18 protein-coding genes, 1 tRNA gene and 1 pseudogene are annotated in these 22738 nt (G+C 65.6%); 12 read left to right on the forward strand and 8 right to left on the reverse strand.

Annotated elements, in window-relative coordinates; translation table 11 throughout:
- Positions 1 to 138 precede the first annotated feature (138 nt).
- The 6 genes from G7043_RS39620 (at position 139) to G7043_RS39645 (ending at position 6765) form a co-directional block, all read left to right on the forward strand.
- Complete coding sequence (locus G7043_RS39620) at positions 139 to 2874, forward strand: AfsR/SARP family transcriptional regulator (protein ID WP_166053834.1); 2736 nt, start codon at positions 139 to 141, stop codon at positions 2872 to 2874.
- A 133-nt stretch (positions 2875 to 3007) separates the two neighbouring features.
- Positions 3008 to 3892, forward strand: coding sequence for an ABC transporter ATP-binding protein (locus G7043_RS39625; RefSeq protein WP_166053835.1), 885 nt, complete (start codon positions 3008 to 3010; stop codon positions 3890 to 3892).
- Positions 3889 to 4599, forward strand: coding sequence for an ABC transporter permease (locus G7043_RS39630; protein ID WP_166053836.1), 711 nt, complete (start codon positions 3889 to 3891; stop codon positions 4597 to 4599). The genes G7043_RS39625 and G7043_RS39630 overlap by 4 nt, the downstream gene beginning before the upstream one ends.
- A complete protein-coding gene (locus G7043_RS39635; RefSeq protein ID WP_166053837.1) occupies positions 4572 to 5735 on the forward strand; it encodes a sensor histidine kinase in 1164 nt (387 codons plus the stop codon). Before G7043_RS39630 ends, G7043_RS39635 begins: the two co-directional genes overlap by 28 nt.
- Positions 5732 to 6337 carry a response regulator transcription factor gene (locus tag G7043_RS39640; RefSeq protein WP_166053838.1) on the forward strand — a complete coding sequence of 202 codons (606 nt, stop codon included), beginning with the start codon at positions 5732 to 5734 and terminating at the stop codon, positions 6335 to 6337. Before G7043_RS39635 ends, G7043_RS39640 begins: the two co-directional genes overlap by 4 nt.
- Before the next feature lie 345 nt (positions 6338 to 6682).
- Positions 6683 to 6765, forward strand: a tRNA-Leu gene (locus G7043_RS39645).
- Here G7043_RS39645 and G7043_RS39650 read toward each other — a convergent pair.
- From G7043_RS39650 to G7043_RS39670, 5 genes are all read right to left on the reverse strand, one after another.
- On the reverse strand, positions 6747 to 8495 hold the full coding sequence (locus tag G7043_RS39650) for a recombinase family protein (RefSeq protein ID WP_166053839.1): 1749 nt from the start codon (positions 8493 to 8495) through the stop codon (positions 6747 to 6749). The genes G7043_RS39645 and G7043_RS39650 overlap by 19 nt on opposite strands.
- 150 nt (positions 8496 to 8645) lie before the next feature.
- Positions 8646 to 10724 carry a cell division protein FtsK gene (locus tag G7043_RS39655; RefSeq protein WP_166053840.1) on the reverse strand — a complete coding sequence of 693 codons (2079 nt, stop codon included), beginning with the start codon at positions 10722 to 10724 and terminating at the stop codon, positions 8646 to 8648.
- A complete protein-coding gene (locus tag G7043_RS39660) occupies positions 10721 to 11314 on the reverse strand; it encodes a hypothetical protein (RefSeq protein WP_166053841.1) in 594 nt (197 codons plus the stop codon). Before G7043_RS39660 ends, G7043_RS39655 begins: the two co-directional genes overlap by 4 nt.
- The gene (locus G7043_RS39665; protein ID WP_166053842.1) at positions 11311 to 11643 is read right to left on the reverse strand and encodes a hypothetical protein; all 333 of its coding nucleotides are present in this window, start codon (positions 11641 to 11643) and stop codon (positions 11311 to 11313) included. Before G7043_RS39665 ends, G7043_RS39660 begins: the two co-directional genes overlap by 4 nt.
- Complete coding sequence (locus G7043_RS39670; RefSeq protein ID WP_313888304.1) at positions 11640 to 11978, reverse strand: WhiB family transcriptional regulator; 339 nt, start codon at positions 11976 to 11978, stop codon at positions 11640 to 11642. The genes G7043_RS39665 and G7043_RS39670 overlap by 4 nt, the downstream gene beginning before the upstream one ends.
- Positions 11979 to 12326: 348 nt before the next feature.
- On the opposite strand from G7043_RS39670, the gene G7043_RS39675 reads away from it, so the two are divergent.
- From G7043_RS39675 to G7043_RS39685, 3 genes and pseudogenes are all read left to right on the forward strand, one after another.
- The gene (locus G7043_RS39675) at positions 12327 to 12710 is read left to right on the forward strand and encodes an XRE family transcriptional regulator (protein ID WP_166053843.1); all 384 of its coding nucleotides are present in this window, start codon (positions 12327 to 12329) and stop codon (positions 12708 to 12710) included.
- A gap of 128 nt (positions 12711 to 12838) precedes the next feature.
- Positions 12839 to 14410, forward strand: a complete 1572-nt coding sequence (locus G7043_RS39680; RefSeq protein WP_166053921.1) for a transcriptional regulator — start codon at positions 12839 to 12841, stop codon at positions 14408 to 14410.
- A pseudogene (locus G7043_RS39685) lies at positions 14395 to 14756 on the forward strand (signal peptidase I). Before G7043_RS39680 ends, G7043_RS39685 begins: the two are co-directional and overlap by 16 nt.
- On the opposite strand, the gene G7043_RS39690 reads toward G7043_RS39685, so the two are convergent.
- Positions 14745 to 16295, reverse strand: coding sequence for a transcriptional regulator (locus G7043_RS39690; protein WP_166053844.1), 1551 nt, complete (start codon positions 16293 to 16295; stop codon positions 14745 to 14747). The pseudogene G7043_RS39685 and the gene G7043_RS39690 overlap by 12 nt on opposite strands.
- Before the next feature lie 344 nt (positions 16296 to 16639).
- Here G7043_RS39690 and G7043_RS39695 point away from each other — a divergent pair, with 344 nt between their 5' ends.
- The 3 genes from G7043_RS39695 (at position 16640) to G7043_RS39705 (ending at position 18668) form a co-directional block, all read left to right on the forward strand.
- Complete coding sequence (locus G7043_RS39695) at positions 16640 to 16897, forward strand: hypothetical protein (protein WP_166053845.1); 258 nt, start codon at positions 16640 to 16642, stop codon at positions 16895 to 16897.
- The gene (locus G7043_RS39700; RefSeq protein ID WP_166053846.1) at positions 16863 to 17762 is read left to right on the forward strand and encodes a helix-turn-helix domain-containing protein; all 900 of its coding nucleotides are present in this window, start codon (positions 16863 to 16865) and stop codon (positions 17760 to 17762) included. The genes G7043_RS39695 and G7043_RS39700 overlap by 35 nt, the downstream gene beginning before the upstream one ends.
- Before the next feature lie 63 nt (positions 17763 to 17825).
- Entirely contained in the window at positions 17826 to 18668 is an 843-nt protein-coding gene (locus tag G7043_RS39705) for a DUF5753 domain-containing protein (RefSeq protein WP_166053847.1), read from the forward strand.
- Positions 18669 to 18981: 313 nt separating this feature from the next.
- Here the strand turns inward: G7043_RS39705 and G7043_RS39710 are convergent, their stop codons facing one another.
- On the reverse strand, positions 18982 to 20619 hold the full coding sequence (locus G7043_RS39710) for a UvrD-helicase domain-containing protein (RefSeq protein WP_166053848.1): 1638 nt from the start codon (positions 20617 to 20619) through the stop codon (positions 18982 to 18984).
- Positions 20598 to 22709 (reverse strand): ATP-dependent nuclease, encoded by a 2112-nt coding sequence (locus G7043_RS39715; RefSeq protein WP_313888306.1) that lies wholly within the window; start codon positions 22707 to 22709, stop codon positions 20598 to 20600. The genes G7043_RS39710 and G7043_RS39715 overlap by 22 nt, the downstream gene beginning before the upstream one ends.
- Positions 22710 to 22738 lie beyond the last annotated feature (29 nt).

The following is a 22738-nucleotide window of genomic DNA, read 5'->3' on the forward strand; positions in this document are numbered from 1 at the left end:
CCCCCCAGTATTTAGCACGACCGTGATAATACGACCTGAAGCTGATCTTCGCAACCGGATCCGCGGTGGAGCGGCCATCTCCGTGAAACTTGCGCGTTCTGGAACAATCAGCTGGTCAGCGCTGGTATGACGGTCACAATGGAACTTCGTCTCCTGGGCGGGATCGCGGTGCTGGTCGACGGCCGCGCGCTCGACCTCGGACCGGCCCGGCAGCGGTGCGTGCTGGCCGCACTGGCGGTGGACGCGGGCCACGTGGTCTCGGTGGACCGGCTGATGCGCAGGGTGTGGGGCGACGAGCCGCCGCTGCGGGCCAGGGCGACGTTGCGGAACTACCTGTCCCGCCTGCGACTCCTGCTCGCCGAGGCAGGCTCGCCGGCACTGACCAGGCGGCCAGGTGGTTACGTCCTGGAGGTCGAGCGCTCCACGATCGACCTGCACCGCTTCGACGAGCTGTGCGCCGAGGCCCGCGCCACCGACGACCACGACAAGCGCGCGGCCCTGCTGCAACGGGCGCTGGAGCAGTGGCGTGGTGAGGCGCTGACCGGTGTCACGGGTGACTGGGCGGCCGCCGAACGCGACCGGCTCGGCCAGCAACTCCTAGGCGCCGAGTGCGACCTGACCGACGCCCTGCTGAGCCTGGGTCACGGCGAAGACCTCGTGGCTCCCCTGAGTGCCCGCGCCGCCCAATGGCCGTTGGACGAACGCGTGAGTGCCCAGTTCATGCTCGCGTTGCACCGTGCCGGACGCACGGCCGACGCACTCGCCCACTACCGGCAACTCCGCGACCGGCTGGTCGAGCAGCTGGGCACCGAGCCCTGCGCCGCGGTGCAGGACCTGCACCAGCACATCCTCACCGGCGAAACACCGACACGGCCCGAGAGGCCCGTGCCGCGGCAACTGCCCGCGCCGCCGCGGTGGTTCACCGGCCGCGACGCCGAACTGGAAGCACTCACGCTCAGTTCTGCCACGGTGGTCATCTCGGCAATCGGCGGGACGGGCGGGATCGGCAAGACGTGGCTGGCGCTGCGCTGGGCCCACCGCCACGCGGCGCAGTTCCCGGACGGGCACCTGTTCACCGACCTGCGCGGGTTCAGCGCGACCGAACAGCCGGTGACGCCGGACGCCGCGCTGTTCGGGTTCCTCACCGCGCTCGGCGTCGCCCCGCACCACGTTCCGGCGGAACTGCACGCCGCGGCGGCGCTCTACCGGACCACGATCGCGGAACGACGCATGCTGATCGTGCTGGACAACGCGGCTTCTGCGGAGCAGGTCGTCCCGCTGCTCCCTGGCAGCCCGAGCTGCACCGTGCTGATCACCAGCCGGCACGAACTCGCCTCCCTGATCGACCGGCACGGCGCCCACCACCTGCGCCTGGACGTGCTGGCGCGGCACGAATCCCGTGCTCTGCTGACCGCACGACTGGGCGTCGAACGCGTCGCCGCCGAGCCCGGTGCCGTCGACGAACTGATCGAGCTGTGCGGAGGATTCCCGCTGGCGCTCTCGATCACGACCCGCATCGCCACCCATCCCGGCACGACCTTGGCCGAGGTCGCCGCAGAACTGCGCGAGTTCGGCCTGGCGACGCTCGACCACGACACCGATCCCGCCGCCAGCCTGCCCGCCGTGCTCTCGTGGTCCCTGCGCTACCTCACCGACGAGCAGCGCACCCTGTTCGGACTGCTGGGCATCTCCCCCGGCCCCGACACGACGCTGCCCGCGGTGGCCTCGCTCATCGGCCTGTCGCCGGCCCGCGCCCGCAAGGCTCTGACGGCGTTGGAGGAGGTGTCCCTGGTCGGCCGCCGGCACGACCGGTACGTGATGCACGACCTGATCCGCGCCTACGCCGCCGACATCGCCCAGGGTCTGCCCGCCGATGTTCGTGAGTCGGCACTGGTACGGGTGATGGACTTTCACCTGCACACCGCCATCGCCGCCGACCGCCTGCTGGATTCGCTCCGCCCGCTCGTGCCGGTCGAGCCGCCCGCACCCGGCGTCCGTCCGCTTCCGCTGCCCGACGCCGCGACCGCGACCTCCTGGCTGGAAGCCGAGCACGCCACCCTCATCGCCACCCAGCGCACCGCCGCCGCCCTCGGTCGCCACGAACTCGTCTGGCAGCTGGCCTGGACGCTGGACACGTTCCACATCTGGCAAGGCCACCGGCACACCGCCCTCACGATGTGGCAAGTCGCCCTGGACGCCGCGGCTCATCTGCCCGACCCGGCCCGCAGCCGCACTCACCGGCTGCTCGGTCGCGCCTGTTCCCGGACGGGTCTGCACGACGAAGCGGTCGGACACCTCGGCCAAGCCCTCGAACTGGCCGTGCGCCACCACGACCTGACCGAACAGGCACACACCCACCGGTCGTTCGCACTTGCTTGGGACGCGCAGGGAAACGACCGAATGGCGTTGGAGCACGTTCGGCACGCCCTCGACCTCTACCACTCCCTCGATCAGCCGAACTGGGAAGCGGACGCACTCAGCGCGGCGGGCTGGTACGCCGCGCGACTCGGCGAGTTCGACACCGCTCGTGAGCACTGCCTCGCCGCCCTCACCCTGCACCGGCTCCACCACAACCCGGCCGGCGAGTCAGCCACCCTGGACAGCCTCGGGCTCATCGCCCAGCAGACCGGCGACCACCAGCAGGCCATCGGCCACTACCGCGACGCCATCACCTCGTACCGAGCCCACGGCAACGCCTACTACTTCGCGGAAACCCTCGACCGCGCCGGCCAGTCCCACCTCGCGCTCGCCCAGCACGACCAGGCACGCGCGGTCTGGGAGGAGGCACTGGAGCTGTACCGGGACCAGGGCCGCGACGAAGACGCCGCACGGGTGCGGCGGCAGCTCGACGACCTGACGCAACCCCAGCCCTGACCACGCGCCGAACACGGTGATCACCGAGATCCGGGGGGTCTGTCACCCGTAGACGGGCGCGATGACATCTGTCATGGGTTTCTGGTGTGTGGCGGCACTGCCCACGGGCGATGTTTCCCGAGATCGTGATCTCATGACAGTGATCGAGGTGAGCGGGCTGACTCGCCGGTACAGCGGGGGTTTCGAAGCTGTGCGGGGCATCTCCTTCGAGGTCGAGCGGGGCGAGATGTTCGCGTTGCTGGGCACGAACGGTGCGGGGAAGACTTCAACGGTCGAAGTGGTGGAAGGGCTCTCAAGTCCTGCGGCGGGCTCGGTGTCGGTGCTGGGCCACGATCCGTTCCGCGAGCGCTCTCTCGTGCGGCCGCGCATCGGCGTGATGCTGCAGGAAGGCGGTTTCCCGCCCGACCTGACCGTGGCCGAGGCCACGAAGATGTGGGCGGGGACCCTGACTTCTCCGCGTCCGGTTGACGAGGCGTTGTCGCTCGTCGACCTGACGCATCGGGCTTCCGTGCGGGTGAAGCAGTTGTCGGGCGGCGAGCGCAGGCGGTTGGACCTCGCGTTGGCGTTGCTGGGAAAACCCGAGGTGCTGTTCCTCGACGAGCCGACGACCGGGCTCGATCCGGAGAGCCGGCGCAACACGTGGGAACTGATCCGCGCGCTGCTGCACGAAGGCGTGACCGTCCTGCTGACCACGCACTACCTGGAGGAGGCGCAGACGCTGGCCGACCGGCTCGCGATCATGCATCGAGGCCGGATCGTCGCGCAGGGAACGGTTTCCGAGGTGGTGGACGCGTATCCGTCGCGCATCTCGTTCGTCGCACCGCGTGGCGTCGCGCTGCCTGTGGTGGCTGATACCGACGCGGCGGGGCGCGTGACCGTGCGGACCAACAACCTGCAGGAGACGCTGCACGAGCTTCTTGCGTGGGCGCACGTCAACTCGGTGGAACTGTCCGGTTTGGACGCTCGGTCGGCGTCCCTGGAGGAGGCGTTCCTGGCGATCGCGGAGGAGGCGGCATGAGGGCCGTGGCTGTGGGGCAGGCTGAGCTGACGTTGTTCTGGCGCAACAAGACCGCGCTGTTCAACTCGCTGGCGCTGCCGTTGCTGCTCGCGCCGGCGCTGATGGCCGCCGCGAACGCCGAAGGCAAGCCGCTGATCGTCGGGCTGATCGGGTTCGTGCTGGTGATGGCGGTGTACTACAACCTCGTCACCACGTTCGTGGCGCGGCGCGAAGAGCTCGTTTTGAAACGTCTTCGCGTCGGGGAGCTGACGGACCCGGAGATCCTGCTCGGTGCGTCACTGCCGTCCGTGGTGGTGGCTTTGGGACAGATCGTGTTGTTCTCGGCGATCGTCGCCGTGATGACCGAGGTCGCCGTGCCGACGCGACCGTGGTTCCTGGTCTTGGGTGTCGCAGGTGGCGTGGCGGTGTTCGTGTTGCTGGCGGCGGCCTCCTCGGCGTTCACCCGCACCGTCGAGATGGCACAGGTGACGTCTCTGCCGATCCTGGTGGCGTGCCTGCTCGGGTCGGGGCTGTTCTTCCCGCTGTCGATGCTGCCCGAGGGCGTCGCTTCGGCGATGCGCCTCCTGCCGCTGAACCCGGTGCTCGACCTGGCACGAGCGGGGTGGGACGGCGGCCCGGTGCTGCAGCCGATGATCGTTCTGGCGGTGTGGATCGTCCTGGGCACCTACGCTGTACGCCGGTGGTTCCGCTGGGATCCTCGGAGGTGAACTTGCTCGGCTGGTGGCGGTCCCGCGGCAACGCGGCGCGGTTCGACTTCTACGTCCGCGCCACGTTCTACCTCAGTTACCTGGTCCTGCCACCACTGCTGATCATCGGCGTGGTTCCCGAGATCAGCACTGTCGCCCTCGTCGCGATCGGGACGGCAGTGCTGATCCACACCGCGCTGGGCGTGCGACTGGTCCACTTCGGCATCGAGCACCACCTCGGCCGGACCCCGTACCCGCGCCGGCTGCTGGTGATCTTCCTGGTCGTCACCTGCGCCGTGCTGGCCGCAGGTCAGCTCGCCTTCCCGGACCCGCCACCGGGCAAGCCCGACAGCCCCGCCGACGGCATCGCGTTGATCTTCCTGGTGCTGACGATCACGTCCCTCTCCGCAGTGCTCCGTCCGCGCACCGTCGTGCTGGCATCCCTGGCCGGCGGTGCCTTCCTGCTGCTCACCGCCCCCGCGAGCAACGCGATGTTCGGCACGTTCATGCTGCTGCTGGTCGCCTTCGCGTTCCGCACGACGCTGTGGATGCTCGGCCTGGTGTGGGAACTGGACCGCTCTCGGGTGGTCCGCGCCAACCTGGCCGTGGCCGAGGAGCGTCTCCGCTTCGCCCGCGACCTGCACGACGTCGTGGGCCGCAACCTCTCCGTCGTGGCCCTGAAAGCCGACCTGGCGGCACAACTGGCACGTCGCGGCCGTGACGAGGCGATCGACGAAATGTTGGAAGTCCGCCGCATCGCCCACGACTCGTTGGACGAACTCCGCGCGGTGGTCAGCGGCTACCGCACCGCCGACCTGTCCGTCGAACTGGCCGGCGCCCGCTCACTTCTCGCGTCCGCCGGCATCGACTGCCGCGTGATCGGCGAGCCCTCCTCCGAGGGAGAGTCCGCAGGCGCGCTGGGCTGGGCCGTCCGCGAGGGCGTGACGAACATCCTGCGCCACAGCGAAGCCCGCACGTGCACGATCACGTTGCGAGGCAACGTTCTCACCATGTCCAACGACGGCACCTCCGCGTCCGGCATCCGCTTCGGCAGCGGCCTGACGGGCCTGCGCGAACGCGTCTCAGCCCTGGGCGGTTCGGTAACCGCGTCCCCCGAACCCCCGAACCGCTTCGTGCTGACCGTGGAGCTCCCGTGATCCGCATCCTGCTGGCCGACGACGAACACCTGATCCGCGGCGCCATGGCCGCCCTGCTCTCGCTGGAAGACGACCTGGAAGTAGTAGCCCAAGCCGCCACCGGCGCCGAAGCCCTGGCCACCGCCCGCGTGGTCCGCCCCGACGTGGCCGTGATCGACCTGCAAATGCCAGACCTGGACGGCGTCTCCGTGGCCCAAGCCCTGGCCAGCGACCTGCCAACGTGCTCAACCATGATCGTCACCAGCCACGGCCGCCCAGGCCACCTGAAACGAGCCCTGGCCGCCGGCGTCCGAGGCTTCCTCCCGAAAACCGTGTCCTCCGACGTCCTGGCCACCGTGGTCCGCACCGTCCACAACGGCGGCCGCTACGTAGACCCCGCCCTAGCCGCCGAAGCCATCAGCGCGGGCGACAGCCCCCTAACCCCAAGAGAAGCCGACGTCCTGGAACTGGCCCTGGAAGGCGCCCCCATCGACGAAATAGCCCGCCGCGCCTCCCTCTCCCCAGGCACGGTCCGCAACTACCTCTCCTCAGCCGTGGGCAAAACCGGCGCCTCCAACCGCCACGAGGCCGCCCGCCTCGCCCGAGCCCGAGGCTGGATCTAACCGTCCCACCACTCAAGAACCCGCGTGCCGAAGAACGTGAGCCACACCAGATCCCTCTCAACCTGCCTCCGCAAGGCGGGACCAGAGTTGAGCAACCACTTCGTCAACCCACTCACCCCCGCGACCCCAACCTCGCCAGCCGCCCGCTCCAGCCGTGCACAACCCGCCAGCCCCTCCGACGCCCCCGTCTGCAGACTGCGTGATCGACTTTCCGCTGGCTCACCAGCCCGGCCCACAACGCCCCCACCAGCACAAACACCAGCCAACCACCCCGATTTTGGCGCGCGTCGACGATCATGTAATCTATCCACACACCACGGCGCGAGCCGAGGCAGAACTGAATACGTCCGGGTGGCGGAATGGCAGACGCGCTAGCTTGAGGTGCTAGTCCCCGAAAGGGGGTGGGGGTTCAAGTCCCCCCTCGGACACGAGCGTTATTCACCCCCACGGGGTTGATGGAGACATCAGCTTCGTGGGGGTTTTGCTTGTACCGAACTTGCAGGTCTATCGCCTCGTACAGCTCTTCCAGTCTCGTCGGCGCGCTGCCTCTCAGTGCCGCGCTGACGTCTCCTATCAGGTCGATCGCCGCGTAAATCTCAGCGACGTCCACCTCCACCGGTGCTGGGACGTTGTCCAGGGCCGCTCGTGACGCGAGCCTCTCGGCCTGCACCTCGTTGATCGCCTCGACCAGCGCCGCAGGGTCCACACCGGCCATGATCGCGTTCTGAAACCTGGTCAGCTTGGCTTCCGCCTCAGCGAGCCTCTTCTTCGCGGCATCGCGACCGATCTGGATGACCGGCTCTTGCGAATCCATCAACGCGGCAACGGTCCGGTCGCGGTTCTTCCGGTCGAAGACATGCCCCAGCCAGCCATTCACCGCATCCTGAAGAGCGTCCTCCCTCAAATAGACCGCGCCAGGATGCGACGTGAGCACGGGCGATCCCGGAGCCAACGTGCGCGCAGGACACCGGTAATACATCGCCTTCTTTCGCGGACTGCCCTCCATCTTCCGACCGCAGATGTCGCACCGGATACGACCGCGGAACAGGTAGCGGTGTTTCAGCGCACGCCCCGACCGCTCCGTCTTCCGCGCGCTCCGCAAGCTGCCCTTCGACTTCCGCAGAAGCTGCGCAGCCGTGAAGTCCTCAATCTCCACGATCTTCGGATGCGCCGGATTCCGCGACCGGACCACTCGATCCGGGCTGGCCTTCCGAAACCGCACCACGTGACCAGCCGACACGTCGTCAGGGTCGAGCAGCGTCTCGAACTTCGTAGAGCGACCGAAGAACGCATAGCCGGTGTAACGAGGGTTCTCCACAATCGCCCGCACCGTGCCGCCCTGCCAACCATCGCCGGGCCGATGCTTGTTCTGATCCGGCCGGCGCGCGGACGGGCACAGAATCTGGTCACGGTTGAGCCCGTTCGCGATGGCCCGGTCACCCATACCGCTCAAGTACTCGGCAAAGATGCGCTGGACGACCCATGCGGACTCGTCATCGATCGCGAGCACGCGCAACCGGTAGCCCTCCGCTGACTTGCGCGGATTCGGATGCGGACCGCCGTCGACCGTCACGTACCCGTACGGCGCTCGGCCGCCCTGGTGACGTCCCTCGTTGAGCACCTGCGTATCCATCGCGGCCCGAACACGAGCCTGCACGTGCTGACGCTCGGACTCGCTCATGCCACCGAGCACGCTCATCAGCATCTTGTGCGATGGGTTGCGCGGGTTGTACTTCCCGCCCAACTCCGGAACCCACAGGTCAACGCCGTATGCCTCGAACCGAGGAGCGATCAACGAGAACTGGTTGCCGAACCAGCACCTCGTCCCCTCCCCCACCACGACGGCGTTCCAACCACGGTGCGGGTTCTTCAGCGCGGCCAGCAACCGTGAGGCTTCGTCCCGCCGTTCCCACGGCACGGACCGCGACTTGCCGATGTCGAAGAACTCCTCAACGATCCGGCCGCCCAACGGCCCGACGAACTTGTCCGCGTTGCCGAACTGCCAGCCGCGCGACGTCTCGGGGTCCTGGTTGTCCTCTGTCGAGCACCGCCCATAACCCGCTACTGGGCCGATGCCGTCATCCACGACTTCGCTGACCTCGATGCCCCACAGGTCATCGAGCGTCGCCCACGGGTCTCGGCTGATTTCAACAGTCATCACACCTCCCTCCCGGAGGCCAATTCAGGGCCTCCGCCTCGCTCAGCTCGAACAGGATGTCTAGCAGTATGCGGCTTACTCGCCTGGTGAGGACAGGCAACTCCGCCGGAAGGTTGACCTTCAGCTCTCCCCGTTCCGGATCATCGCCGGTCATAGCTGGTCCACGCCCAGTAGACCAGACGAGCCGATTTCAACAATCGCAGCTCGGATGTCCGCCGTCAGGTAGCCACGGACCCGCCGCGTGCCCTCTTCCTCTTGGACGTACTGCCTCGTGGGTCGACAACCAAGGTCGCCCATGTCCTTCCCGAACGTCGTCGGCTCGACGTCCAGCGCCTCAACCAGCTCGGCCGTGGGCACGAACTCCCGCTCGTCCAGTCCGTCACCGAGGTAGTCCACAACCGCCGACAACGGCTCAGGCAGCTCAATCTCGTCGCGACTAGACCCACCGATCTCCTGCACGACCTCCGCACGATGGAGCAACGGCGCGTCTTGCCCAGCAGCCTGACCGGTCAACGTGCCGTCAACCTCGCGGAGCGCACGGCCTCGTTCGCAGATAGCCCGCCAGTCCTCGTTGGGCATGTAGAACGTCCGAACAGTCAGCGCGAGCACATCGGCCCCAGCCTGCGTCTCACCGTCCGGCCGCAGGATGCCGACGCCCTTGTGCGACGGGAGCAACCGGCTGCTGTCGTACCCGCGGGTGTTCATCTGCTCCCCGAGCACGATGTTGCTGTCCCGCCAGTCCATGACCCGCAACGCGAACCGCGACCCGAGCACCGCCCGCAACTTCGACGGAATCGTGTTGCTGTCCGGCCGCTGTGTAGCGAGCACCAGGACCAGGCCGGCCGCCGGAGCCTTCTTTGCGAGCCACGTCAGCAGCTCGCCGATCTGCTCCCCTGCCGTGAGCTTCTTCCCTTGCACCACAACAGGAGTGCGATCCTCCAGTGCAATGTGGACCTCGTCGACGATCAACGCCGTGATCGGCATGTCCAGCGACGGATCACGCGACATCGCCGGAGTCACCTTCGACTCAGGACACATCACGTCGTCCAAGTCCTGCATCCGCCGATACCGCCGCTGAACGTCCGCGACCAGCTCAACGAGCCAGTCCAGGAACGCCAACACGTGCTCACTGTCGTCACCGGCCATGAACCGGTGCGCGACCTGCTCCGCAGCCTGCCAGTCCTTCCCGTTCTTGAAGTCGGCGACGTACAGCCGCGCATACGGATCGAGAATCAACCCAGCAGCAGCCAACCGTTCGGCCATCGTCTTGCCCTGCCGAGGAATCGCGCCGATGAGCACCGACGTCCACACCAACGGCAAGTCGATCCGCCGTCCACGCGCATCGGTACCGAACGGCACCGGCCGCCACGCGTCCCAACGCTCGACCGCGAGCAACGGCGTTCCGATCGGCGGTGAGGCGTACGGATCCTCATCAGCCACCCACATCGCCACACGCCCGGCATGACCGCCATTGCCGCGCACGCGCTCAACACTCAGCTGGATCTCGTCCACCGCCAGCGCCGACGCCAGGTCCTCCCGGTGCTTCACGACGTCGGCCGCCTTGCGCGTAGCGGGCAGATCCACCGTGATAGCCCAACCAGCGCCCTGCCGAGACGCCCGCTCAACCAGCCGCAGCGACTCGTCCTTCCCGATCAACTTCGCATCCCGGAACGCGTCAACCAGCACCTGAGAATCCATCGTCCACGTCAGCGTGCGCGGTCCGGCGAGCACGGACTTCCGACCTGGTGAGCCGTCCTTCGCTCGTCCAACGATCGCCAGCACAGCCGCACCGACGCCTCCAACGCTCCACAACACCAAGTCGCCGTAGAGCACCCAAGCCACGGTGATCACCGCACCACCAGCAAGCAGCACGGTCCCGGTGACCTTCCACCGGAACAGCGTCAGCGCGCGGATCTCAACGAACTTGTCCGCCAGCTTCTCCGACTGCTCGGCAGCGTCGCGGTAGTCCCGCACCCGAACCCAGTTCCGCCAGCCACGCGCCGCAACCACCAGGCCACGACCGACCGCACTCATACACCGGAGCGGAGCCCGAAGCACCCACGCGAGCACATCCTTCGCGACGAGCTTCAACGCCTTCCGAGACTTCAGGGCCGGAGGCACCACACGCGAGTAGCGCCAGGTCGTCTCGATCCGCCGGACGAGCGCCGCACGCTCGTCGACCAGTTCCCCTTCGATGACCTGCTCCGCAGGCACCAGCTCACCGGTCATCGCTGGTCCCCGTTCAGCTCGGCTGCCAGCTTCGAGGACAGCCCGCGCGAACACCCCGTGACCTCACGAACCCAGGCCGGCGAGACCTTGGCGCTCGACTTCCGAGCCTTGCGCGCCACCGCCATGTACTCAGCGAACGACGTCCGCGGAGCCGGTGCCACGGCCTCCACCGTGGCACCCGCAGCGGTCCCAAGCTTGTCCCGCAACTCCGTCACAGCCTCAGCAGCAACGAACACAACGAGCGGCGGCACCGAGTGCAACACCACAAGCGCCGCAGACCCGGCCACGAACGCACTCCAGGTGTTCATGACGTACGTAGCCCCGAGCGTGAACCACTTGGCGGCCCGTACCCATCCACCGAGCCGCACTCCGTGCCGAGCCGTCACTTGCTCGGCACGGAGGATCGCCAGCAGGACCAGCGACACCATCGGGTCCAACAGCCACGCTGCGAACCAGGCCAGCGACCACACCGCGGCACCAGCCGCCGCGAACTGCTGAACGTTGGTCATCGTGAACGCGAGTCCCAGCAGAATCCCGGTCCAGCACAACCGGTCCACCTGCACCGCAACTCGCTCGATCGGCTCGCTCATTTCCGATCACCACCACGGCGATGAGGCTCATACGTGGTCACCGTGAGCGCCTTCGTCAGCGTGTAGGACGCGAGCAATGCCGGCACTCCGAGCACCGCGAACAACAGCCAGCCGTTCCCGCCGTGCGTCACGACCACCCACTGAACGATCACGATCAACACGGCGTTCACGACCACGCGCCCACCAAGCGACATCAACCGGACGCTCGTCCGCGCCGCGCTCGCCGCCGCCTTTGCCCGACGAGAGCCAGCCCGCCAGACCAACACCAGAACCAAGAGCACACCGACCGCAGCCAGCACCTGCGTAGGCGTCACGCTGATGGCGTTCATGAACGCGGCCCCCTCTCGGCCCGTTCACCGCGCTGAAGCCAGTGCTGGTGCACCTCGCGCCGCTCGTCCTCCGGCAGCGCACCCCACACACCGACCGTCTCAGCGCCAGCCGTGCGCAACTCCAGCTCCAAGCACTCGTCCCGCACGGGACACCCGGAGCACTGCCGCTCGGCCAACTCCCGATCGGTCATCTCCTCGTCCGCCCACGGCGGTTCGCCCGTGAACGCCCACATGCACAGCCCGTCGCTCTCAACGACGTCGGTCAACTCATCGGTCGGCACCCATCGCAGGTGGTCCAGCGACCAGGCGATCTCGACCAGGCGCAGATCAGTCACGAAGCACCCCCGGCTCCGAGAGCACTCGCCGAAGCGAGCTACCGGGGACGACGAGACGCCCGTACTGGCGCTCAGCCGTCAGCACCCCGAGCCGGATCGCCCGGAACACCGCAGACTGGCTGACACCGAGCACCCAAGCGGTCTCACTGATGGTGTGAACAGAAGACACAGAAGTACGCATAGGAATAGGCCCTTCAAAGAGTGAGCTGACGATTTCAGCTCTATCTGATTGATTTCAGCGCACACAAAGGCGCGTTTGATCGCGCACAGCGCGAAATGCGCCGTGTCACGCCTCCAAACAACGCAAGGCGGCTAATATCAGCGCCGAGGCGGAACGCGGAGGAATACGTGTCGGAGGATTGGGCGGCAGTCGCCAGAGCCATCAACGAGCGCGTGAACGAGCTCGGCTGGCGTCAACGCGAGCTCGCAGAACGCTCGAACGTCTCCCAGGCGATCGTCCGCGAGATCCAGCACCACACAGTGGAGCGCCGGCGGGGGCCGCGGACGCTGGAATCCTTGTCTACAGCCATGGGCTGGCACCCGATGCACCTCGACGCGGTGCTGCACGGCCGTCGCCCACCCGAGCGAGACGAGCCGATCACCGACCCCGGCGACTCGCTTTGGTCGCGTTTGGACAGTGTCGAACAGCGCCTGATCGACATCACCGAACGCCTCGACGACCTGAAGTCGGACCTCGCGTCGGTAGCGAAGCAAGTCCGCGAGAACCGGTAGCGCGGTGCGTTTCTGCTGGTTGAGCGCTTTGATTTCCATGCACCAATTCCAGCGTGAATCGCCGCCCGAACCCATGCATGTCCAATGCAAGTTCAATGCAGGTTCTGCGCTCCGGGGGTAGCGCGAGCATGAGCGAGAACACTGAGTGGACCGGCCAATCAGCGCGCTGCCTCCAAGCAGCACTACGCATGACTCACGAAGCCTTCGCCGAACACCTCGGCATCGGCGTGCGCACAGTTGCCTCGTGGCACCAGAAGCCGGACACCAAACCGCGCTCGGGCATCCAACGCGAGCTGAACACCGCCCTGGCCAACGCACCCGACGACGTCGTCGACCGCTACCTCGAACTGGTAAGCGGCGGTCCGCTGAACCTCCCAGACGGCGCCTCCGAAGACGCCGAACTCCGCCTGAGTGAAGACGCCACGATCGTCGCCGCCCTCAACTGGCTCGACGAGCGAGCAGACTGGGACCCCGGCACAGCACGCCGCGAGGTAGCCGCGCGCCTAGCAGCCCTGGACCTTCACGCCCTCCAGGACCGTGGCGTGCGCCGCGGCCGTGTGAACCAACGCGACACGGCGCGCGCACTCGCCGCCTACTACGGCAGCTCGGCGATCGGCCACGGCCGTTACACAGCCACGTTCGGCGCGAACACGTCTGCCTCAACCACGGTCCTGACTCATCCGAACTGGCTCGACCTCGACTGCCCACTGTTCCCCAAGCACGACAAGCTGAAGCTCGCCGGCGTAACCCCAGCCGACAACATCACGATGGACGAGGCGAGCGCAGACCGCGCCGCGCAACGGCTGGCCGAAACGCTGGCCCTGGGACACCGCATGGTGAACATGCCGCTGTTCCGGCTGCTCGACGTGGACATGCGGAAGCACCAGCTCGTGGGCACCGTGGGCGTGACGGACTTCGTGGGGTACGTGGTGACGATGGACCTGCTCGAAGGCGAGCTGGTCGACGCGCTAACCACCGATCAACCGACCAGCCCCGGTGCACTCCCCCTCCGCGACACCTACATGCCGAACCTGATGGCCGCGCTCAACGTCGGCGACCGAATGTGCGCAGGCGGAGCCCTCGCGCTCACAGCGATCGCCCGCCCCGCGGACGCATTCCGCAGCGAACCGGACTATCTCCTGCTCGTCCAGGAACGCTCAGGCCACGTGATCAACGCGGCCCGCCGCCTGGCCGTGATCCCCAAGGGCTTCCACCAGCCGCTAACGGACTTCCGCGCCGACACACAGGTAGGCGCGACCCTCCGTCGCGAGATGGAAGAGGAACTGTTCGGCCGCGAAGACGTCGACAACACGGTCGGCGAGCAGCGCCACGCGGACCCGATGCACCCAAGCCGGCTGTCTGAGCCGATGCGCTGGCTACTGGCCGAACCAGGCCGCCTTCGTATGGAGTGCACAGGCTTCGGCCTGAACCTCGTGAGCGGCAACTTCGAGTTCGCCAGCCTCATCGTCATCGAAGACGAGGAGTTCTGGACCCGCTACGGCGGAGACGTCCAAGCCAACTGGGAAGCGTCCCGTCTGCACCAGTACTCCAGCCACGACGCGGAGCTCCTGGACGAACTCGTCAACGATGTAGCTTGGAGCAACGAAGGGCTCTTCGCCCTTCTGCAGGGCCTACGCCGCCTCCGCGAAATCGGAGGCACCCGCGTAGACCTGCCAGAGATCGAATGGGAGATCAGGTGACCGCCAACTGGCAAGCCGGCAACGCCGCGGACGACAGCACGGAAACCCGCGGCTGGCTGGTCGGACACTTCATCGACCCGTCGATCGGCGTCCGCTCCCAAAGGACGTCGAAGTGAAGTGGGGAACCCACCCCGCGGGCGACAAGCGTCCAGATTGGACCGCAGACGACCAGCGCACAACTCTGGTCCTGTTGGTAGAAGGCAACTTCCGCGTAGACACCACCGACGGCAGCAAGACCATGAGCCGCCAGGGCGACTACATCATGTGGGGACCGGGCGTAGACCACTCCTGGGAAGCCCTCGCGGACTCCGTCGTCATGACCGTCCGCTGGCCGTCACAGACCTGACAGCTCAAAGCTCGGCAGCTTCACCCGCGAGCCACCGACTTCACGCAACCGCCGGAGCCCTTGGAGCAACGCGAACAACCCTTCGTTGCTCCAAGCCTCCTGCTGCACCAGGTCCGTGATGAGTTCGGCGTCCAGGCTTGAGTACAACGTCAGCCCGGACGCCTCCCAGTTCGCCTCAAGCTGCCCGCCGAACCGCGGCCAGAACTCCTCGTCTTCGATCACCACGAGCGTTGCGAACTCGTAGTTGCCGCTCACGAGGTTCAGCCCGAACCCGGTGCATTCCATCCGCAACCGGCCCGACTCGTCCTCCAGCCACCTCATGGGCGCAGACCAGCGACCTGGATGCATGGGCGATGCCGCCCGCGTGGCGCCCACTGTCGTGTCCACGTCACTGCGCCCGAACAACTCTTCCTCCAGCTCTCGCCGGAGCGTGGCACCGAGCCGGACATCAGCCCGAGGATCGGTGAGCGGCTGATGGAAGCCCTTCGGGATGACCGCCAACTTCCCAGCGGCGTTCACCACCTGACCCGACCGCGTCTGCACAATCAACGCGTAGTCCGCGGCACCTCGGAACGGGTCCGTCGGCCGCGCAATCGCCACAAGCGACAGAACCCCACCCGCACAGACGCGCCCAGCGACATCGAGCACAGCATCCATGTCCGGCAAGTACTTGTTCCGCAACGGGTGCAGCACGCCGGAACCGCTCGCCACCGCATCCGCCAGCTCCGCTTCAAGCAGGTCCATCGTCAGCGCGTACTCGACAAAGCTCCCCACGTCGACGGCCCCACCGATGCCCCGTGAGCCGACGTTGATCTCTGCCAACCGGTACAGCGGCAGGTTCGCGAACCGCACACCGAGAGCAGCAGTCATCACAAGCCGCTGGACAGCCGCCTCCGCGCAGCCTGCGTCCAAAGCAGGCACCGCCCCAGCTCGCTGCACGAGAGCCAGTCGCTCGTCGCCAGTGTCGAGCGACAGCCCGAGGTCATTCCATTCGGCCCGCGTGAACACGCTGGTCCGAACATCCAAGTCCAGGCCACGGACCCCGAACGTGGCGTCGGTTCGGTAGTACCGCCTCACAACGTCCGCGATCTGACTCCGGCCGATCCCACCCCGCCGTGCCCGCCGTCCCTGGAGCACCCCAACGTCAGCGACCTTCAACCCGGCACTCAGCTTCGCCGCGGCCGAACCTGACGGCCAGCCAGCCGCACCGTCCAGCCACTCGAACGCACCCGCCAAACCTGGATGAGCCGACGCGCCAACCGCGCTTTCCGCAGGACCGCGCTCCACCGGCGGAGACAGCAACACCTCGACCGTCGCACCGAACATGCTCTCCAGCAGTCGGGCGGTACTCGCCTTCACCTGACCAAGAGGCTCGCCTCCAGACCGACGACCAGCAACAAGCCTCTGCAGGTGCCGGAGCCCGAGCGTGCCAGGCTCCCGATGCTCTCGCGCGTACAGCTCGGCTTCCTCGACAAACTCCTCCAGCGTCAGCCGACGTTCCCAAATCCGCTGCTCAAGCACGGTGCGAAACGTTCGCATCGCCCCTCCTAGCTTCCCAGGTCGCAGCAGGTCGTCCCAGGTCACCCACAGGCCGTTCCGCTGATCGAGCGCTGATGAAATCTTGATTTCAGTCTGACACGCCCGCTCAACATCCGTCAGACCGTCCGGTGACGTGAGGACTCCGCGTCCGCCTCAACCACGTCACCGGACACCCCAAACGCACGCCTGCGGGAAGGGAGTCGCCATGACCGCGATCACGGTCGTCTTCGGCGTTGTAGCAGCGGCGACATGGTCATGGGTCATCGGCGACCACTTCGACTGGTGGCAACGAGCAGCCGCACGCCGACGTCACCAGAGCTCTAGCCACTAGGCCGGTCGCTCAGATGGACGGCCTCACAGCCGAAGCGATCGGCGAGAAGTGGTTGTCGCTCACCAACGAGCAGCGGTCCGAGTTGCTGTCACAGCGACGCGAGAACCAGCTCAACGAGAAGGCACTCGACGAGGCGCCCACCAACCACGGCGAGAACGAACAGCCCTCCAGGTCGGCGAGCACGCCGATCCCGAGCTTCTCACCAAGTTCTTCGCACCAGAGCAAGGAATTGCGACATGCCCAAGAGGTACTCCACCGCACGCGGCCGTGAGTTCGGCGAGAGGCTGCGAGCGGCCATCGCGCAAGCGGGCATGACATCCCGACAGCTCGCCGACCTGCTGTGCTGGCAGGAGGCCAAGGTCTCGGACATGGTGAACGGCAAGGGAGGGATCACCACCTTGGAGCTCGCGGTGGTACTCGGCATCTGCCGAGTACCTGAGCCCGAACGCGAGTACCTGCTCAGCCTCTTCCCCGCCACCGAGCTGAACGGCTGGTGGCAGCCACACGGCAAGCGCGCACCAGTCCGATCGCACACAGCCCGCACCAACCTTGCCGCGGCTAAGACCCTGGTCAGCTGGCAACCTCATGCGATCCCGGACCTCCTCCGGACAACGGACTACGCGCGTGGAGTGCTAGCTGCTTCAGCCACCGTGCCGACGACCGAACTGGACGAGCGGCTGCGTGCGTTGCACGAGATGCAGGAGCTGCTCCGCAACGGCCTCGACTGCACGTTCTATATCCACGAGTTCGCCCTTGAACTCCAGGTCGGTGGGCGCGAAGGGCACATCGCCCAGCTGCAACACCTCATGCGCATGGCGGCCTGGAGGAAGATCCGGATCTTGATCGTGCCCGCGGCAGCTGGCGCGCATGCCGGCATGGCTGGACCGTTCACGCAGCTCACGTTCCCGAAGTACCAGCCGCTGATCTGGACCATGACAGAGAACTCCAGCCTCTTCGTCGAAGAGGAACACGCGGTCGAAGGCTACGAAGCAGTCGTCCAGGCACTCGACGCGATCAGCCTCGACGAGGACCAGTCGCTGAAGTGGATCTCCCGCCGATGCGTGCGCCTCCAGGAGTCCGACGGAGCCGAGGACGTGATCCGCGAAGACGAGGACGAGCCCTTTCCGCCGCTGTAGGCGACAAGCGCTTCGCCACCGAGATGAGAGCGAGCAGACTGATCGTGAGGCGTCGATCTCCTCATGCCTAAGGACTTCCGAGCCACTGCGCTCGAACGCGCTGTCGGCCGAAAGCTGGTCAAGTGGCGAGACGAACGCGACCTCAGCCTCGTCGAAGCAGGCAGTCGCGTAGGTTTCAGCAGCGCCAAGCTGTCCATGATGGAGAACGCGATACAGCCCTCTGCGGTCATCGACATCATGGCACTGGGCTACGTCTACAAGGTGCCCACACCTGAGTGGCAGTTCGTCATGTCGCAGGCGCAGCACGCCGCGGACCTGAGAGCACTCCGGCAGCCCCAAGCGGCCATCTTCGACCCGGCTGAGGACTTTCCCCTTCTGCTTGCTGATGCGACACAGCTGCGGACGTGCGCCACGGACATGGTGCCGGCTATCTTCCAGCTCGCCGACTACACCACAGCAACGACGCAGCGGAACGACCCGGCCAGAGCCGCCCAGCTCTCGCGCGCTAGGGAGACATGGGCAACCCGTTCAAGCGGGGACGACCCCCTTGCGGTCGAGGCAATGTTTCCGGAGGCGGTGCTGCGGCAGGTCGTAGGCGGAAGACGCGTGCTGAAGGCACAGCTGCTTCACCTCATGGAGGTGAGCGAGCTGCCAAAGGTGAGCCTTCGGGTCGTGCCGCACTCGGCTGGCGCCTATCCCGCGATGAGCTGCCCCGTCACTTGGCTGAGCTTTCCGCACCGACAGCACAACGACGTCGTGTACACGGAAACGTTCCTTCGCACCGAGTACGTGGAGACCCACTCCCAGATCGGACGGGTGGCCGAGCGGTTCTCCGCGTTGCGTACGCTGGCGCTCGACGAGGCCGAGTCATTGGAACTCATCGCCGAGGCTGCCACGTGCATCTAGGCCACGACCACCAAACGACCACCGCACTGTGCCGCAGCCGATGCACATGCACCAGGCCCAGACCAGCCCCGGGGGGAGGCTCTGGCTCCATCTTGGTGACCGTGCGGGGAACACGGAACCGCCCGGGGCCTTCCTGCACACGAATACATGCCAGGCGTCGCTCTCGGACTGGCGACCGGGCAGGTAGGACACGATCGTCAGCCGACCACACTGGGCAGCAGCAGCCGCTTACAGCGGGCTTTACCCCGCGTTGATCACTGGTTCAGAGATGTCTCCTGATGGGGTGACATACCGCATCGCTTGGACGACACGGTCAGCGTACATTCTCCGGGCCGAACCACCGTCTGGCAGTCTCAACCGCGCCAGCTGGCGGTTCACTCAGGAAAACGACGGCCAGCCCCCGCCTGGCACGCGAACAACACACGTAAAACAAGTTGCGCGATCGCTCTCGCCGCTGCGGAAGACGCTCGGTTCCAGCCATCATCTCGCCCATGTCGTACTGGTTCCACGCACCATCGTCGACGACAACGATCACGTCGTCGTATTCCGTGCCCTTGACGCCGTGCTGCGTGGAGAACGGCGTCCGCTCGTCACGAAATCGTGAGAACGCCATGACTTCGCTGTAGGGGATTGCACGCAACGCGGTGACGAAGTCGCGCAGCACCTCGTCAGTCCCGTCCAGTTCCTCGGCCGCGATGCGCTCCTCCACATCGCGCAACCGTCGTGGCCGACCGAGTAGCTGGTTCTCCACGACGAAGTCCAGAACGGTACCGATGTCCGAAGACTGCCTCAGATTCGTCAGCTCTTGCATGAAGGCGGCGATCTTGGCCTTCTCCGAGTGTCGGACGATCCTGGTGCCGTCGCGGCCGACCAGGCGAATTACCTCCCCGTAGTCCTTGGACTCATAGGCCTGGCAGAGCTTTTCGATCTCCTGGAAGAACTGTGCGTGAGGATCATTGCCTTCGAGCAGATCGTCGCGCCCCCACTTGCTGCGCTTGGCGTAGAGGGCGAACAGTCGTTCGTACTCCAGGGTTCCCGCAATTCCGCGGTGGGTGAGCATCAAGGTCTTCGCCTCATCCACGTTCCAGCCCAGCCCCGCGAGGATTTGCCGCGCCACTTCGAGCCGTCGCACCCCTTCAGGAGTTCCTGCACCAGAGAAGAAATGGACTTCACCCGCTGCGTTCTCCCCGGCAGGAACCTGCTGAAGCTCGGGACGCATCTGATTCAGCACTCCGATGACCGACCGCGAGCATCGGAAGTTCTCGTGTTTCGTAATTTGCCGCAACTTCTCGTGGTCCACCGCCCCGACACCGCGCTGGTAGATCTTTTGCATAGAGTCACCGAAGAAGCCGACCACCGACTTCGACACACCTGAACCGCAGAAATGTTCGACGATGAGCTCCACAGTCTCCGGGGCGGTATCCTGGTACTCGTCGATGAACAGAAACGGATACTTGTCGGCGGCAATGCGGGAGATCTTCGGATACTCGACGAAGAGGTTATACGCAAAGGCGATGACCTCGTCGTGCGAGATCCTGCCCTTTTCGAGCTTCCTGCCGCGGTCGCTATACACGATACGCACACTTTGGAGCGCCTGTTCAAGTCCTTCGGCAGGCTTCTTCAGTTGCCCGTTGAGAACGACTACCTCAGCCTTCAGCTCCTCCTGATAGTTCTCGATCAGGCTCCACATGAACTCGTGGATGGTGCCCACGAAAACCAGAGGATCGTCCGCGATCCGCTCCGAGATCTCACCCTTGGCGACGTTCGTGTAGGTGATGCAGGCGACGCGACGCCCTCTGCGTTCGAGCTCGTCGCGCTGGGTTCGCAAGATGTGACGAAGCCCGTGCACGAGCGCAAACGTCTTGCCAGAACCCGCGCCCGCCTCCACCAGGAAGCTCTGCCGACTGTCGATGGCCTCCTCGACCTGCTTCAGAGCGTCGCGCTCAGCCATTCGAGCCCCTCCTCGATGTACAGAGGCGTTCGCCAGCCGCCAAGTCGCATCACGTCAAAAGCGAAATCTGTCTTCTTGTCCAATGCGTCCGCGATCTCGTACGACGCCGCCCTAATCGCATCGGGCGAGAAAACCGTGCCGTCCTTCGCGGTGAACACCTTACCTAGCGCAAGTTTGTTCGCGTCCTGACTCAGTTTCTCAGCATTGGCGATGATGAAGGCCTCCTCGAAGCTGCGGCCACACGGACCGCCTTCTTCTTCCGGCTGCTGGTAGGCGACCCGGACTCGGCCTTTGATCTTCCGGTCGACATTAAGCGCGACCAGCTTCGCTATCTCCGACTCACCGGGCAGCCAGTTCTTGATCGTCGCGTTCGAGCTGACCGCGCCCTCGTGAGCTGTTGGGCACCTTCTGCGCTTGTCTGCGGCGTCAACGGAGTCGATGTCGGTGATGATTAGCGTTGCGACGCCGATGAACTCCAACAGCTCTTTGAACTTGTCCGCGTACGCGCCACCCACCTCGATGACCGAGACATACCTGTGCTTGAGGCTCGGCGCGGACTTGGCGATCATCTCCGGCAGCAGTAGGCGTTCAACCGCGCCCTCGATCATAATGACCATATCCGCGAAGAACATGTCACACCGATGAAGCACCATGTACTGGAAGAGAAAGCGGTAGGTCTCTGACCCGTCCGGAGTGCTGCCGTCCTTGCTCGGCAGGATGGACTCCTTGAACCTGCAGAGATCTTTGACCTTCAGGCCTTCCCCCGTGCAGGCGAAGTACCGGATGCCGTCGAAGCCGCTACTGGTGACGATGTGGGAGGAGTGCGTGGTGATGACGACCTGGACGTTCCAGCCCGTTTTTCCTTCGATGAAGTCGCGAATGTTCTTGATGAACGCCTCCTGCATCTGTGGATGCAGGTGCGCCTCCGGCTCCTCGATGAACAGGATCTGAAATCCGGGTTGCGGCGACAGACGTTTGTAGTTCTCGTAGAATCCGACGACCTGGAGGATTGTGAAGATGAGCTTTGTGTACCCCAGGCCGTTGTGCCCTTCGGGAAGGAGGTAGTCGTCCTCTCCGGACGGATACCGGATCCGGGTGGAGTCGCGGAGGATCTCGTCGGCTTCCAGAAGTGACACGATTCTCAGCTTCTGCACCGGGGTGATGGTGTCCAGACCGAAACTATTCAGGTCGTCGAAGATGGGCCGGAAGAGCTTCTCGTAGTTCTCGTCGAGCTGAACAGAAACGGTGGCGAGCGCTTTGTCGATCGTCTCCACGTTCTCGTTGCCCAGGTCGCCGCTGTTGGTCTTGTAGTACGTCTCGAAGGTGCGCGACAGGTTATTCGTGCGGTCGGTTGACGAGTCATCGAACTTGTTCTGCGCGTAGACGAACTTGGCACAGAAGATCCGGTCAATGACGGCCCTGCTGACCTCTTTCCGGTGACTCGCCCGACGTGCGTCAACCGCAAAGTATCGAACGGCGAAGACCCGCTGAAAACCTCGCTCCAGATACTTATCGATCGCGATGTCAGCCGACTGACGCTCCGCCAGATACCGCGCGAAGAACTCCAGAGGCTTGGCAACCTCGACGGTTGCTTCCACGACCGCCTCGTAGCAGTTCTCATCGAGATCGAGGATCACATCGGCGAGCGCAGCCAGGTCATCTGACTCGTCGTAGCCGATCGTCAGCGTGAGTCGAATGACTGGCAGCTTGCCGATAGCACGATCAAGCAGCCCCTTCGCCGCTTCACCGTCTCCCTGCGCACGTCCGGACTCCGACTCCGCGTACAGATCGATCGCCTCTCGCAGATCGGCGATCCTCTGCGTGGAGAAGTCCTCCAGCACGAAGCGCGCATCGCGAGATCCAAAGAACTTGCAGAAGAGGTCCACAAAAGACGTTTTTCCGGTGTTGTTCCTGCCTACCACCAACGTAGTTAGCGGATCGATCTTCACCTCGACGTCCACGAGGGACCGAAAGTTCTGAATTGACGCAGACTTCAGCAGCACAGAATCCTCCGCTCTGCGCGCTCGATCACAGACGAGCTGGCCTTCAGCGCACGGCAGAACGTCTACCACTAAACAACAGCAGCTCACGGCAGGCGATGGCCTACGTCCGCAGACTG

It is taken from the genome of Lentzea alba (assembly GCF_011067745.1).
Lineage (GTDB): Bacteria > Actinomycetota > Actinomycetes > Mycobacteriales > Pseudonocardiaceae > Lentzea > Lentzea alba.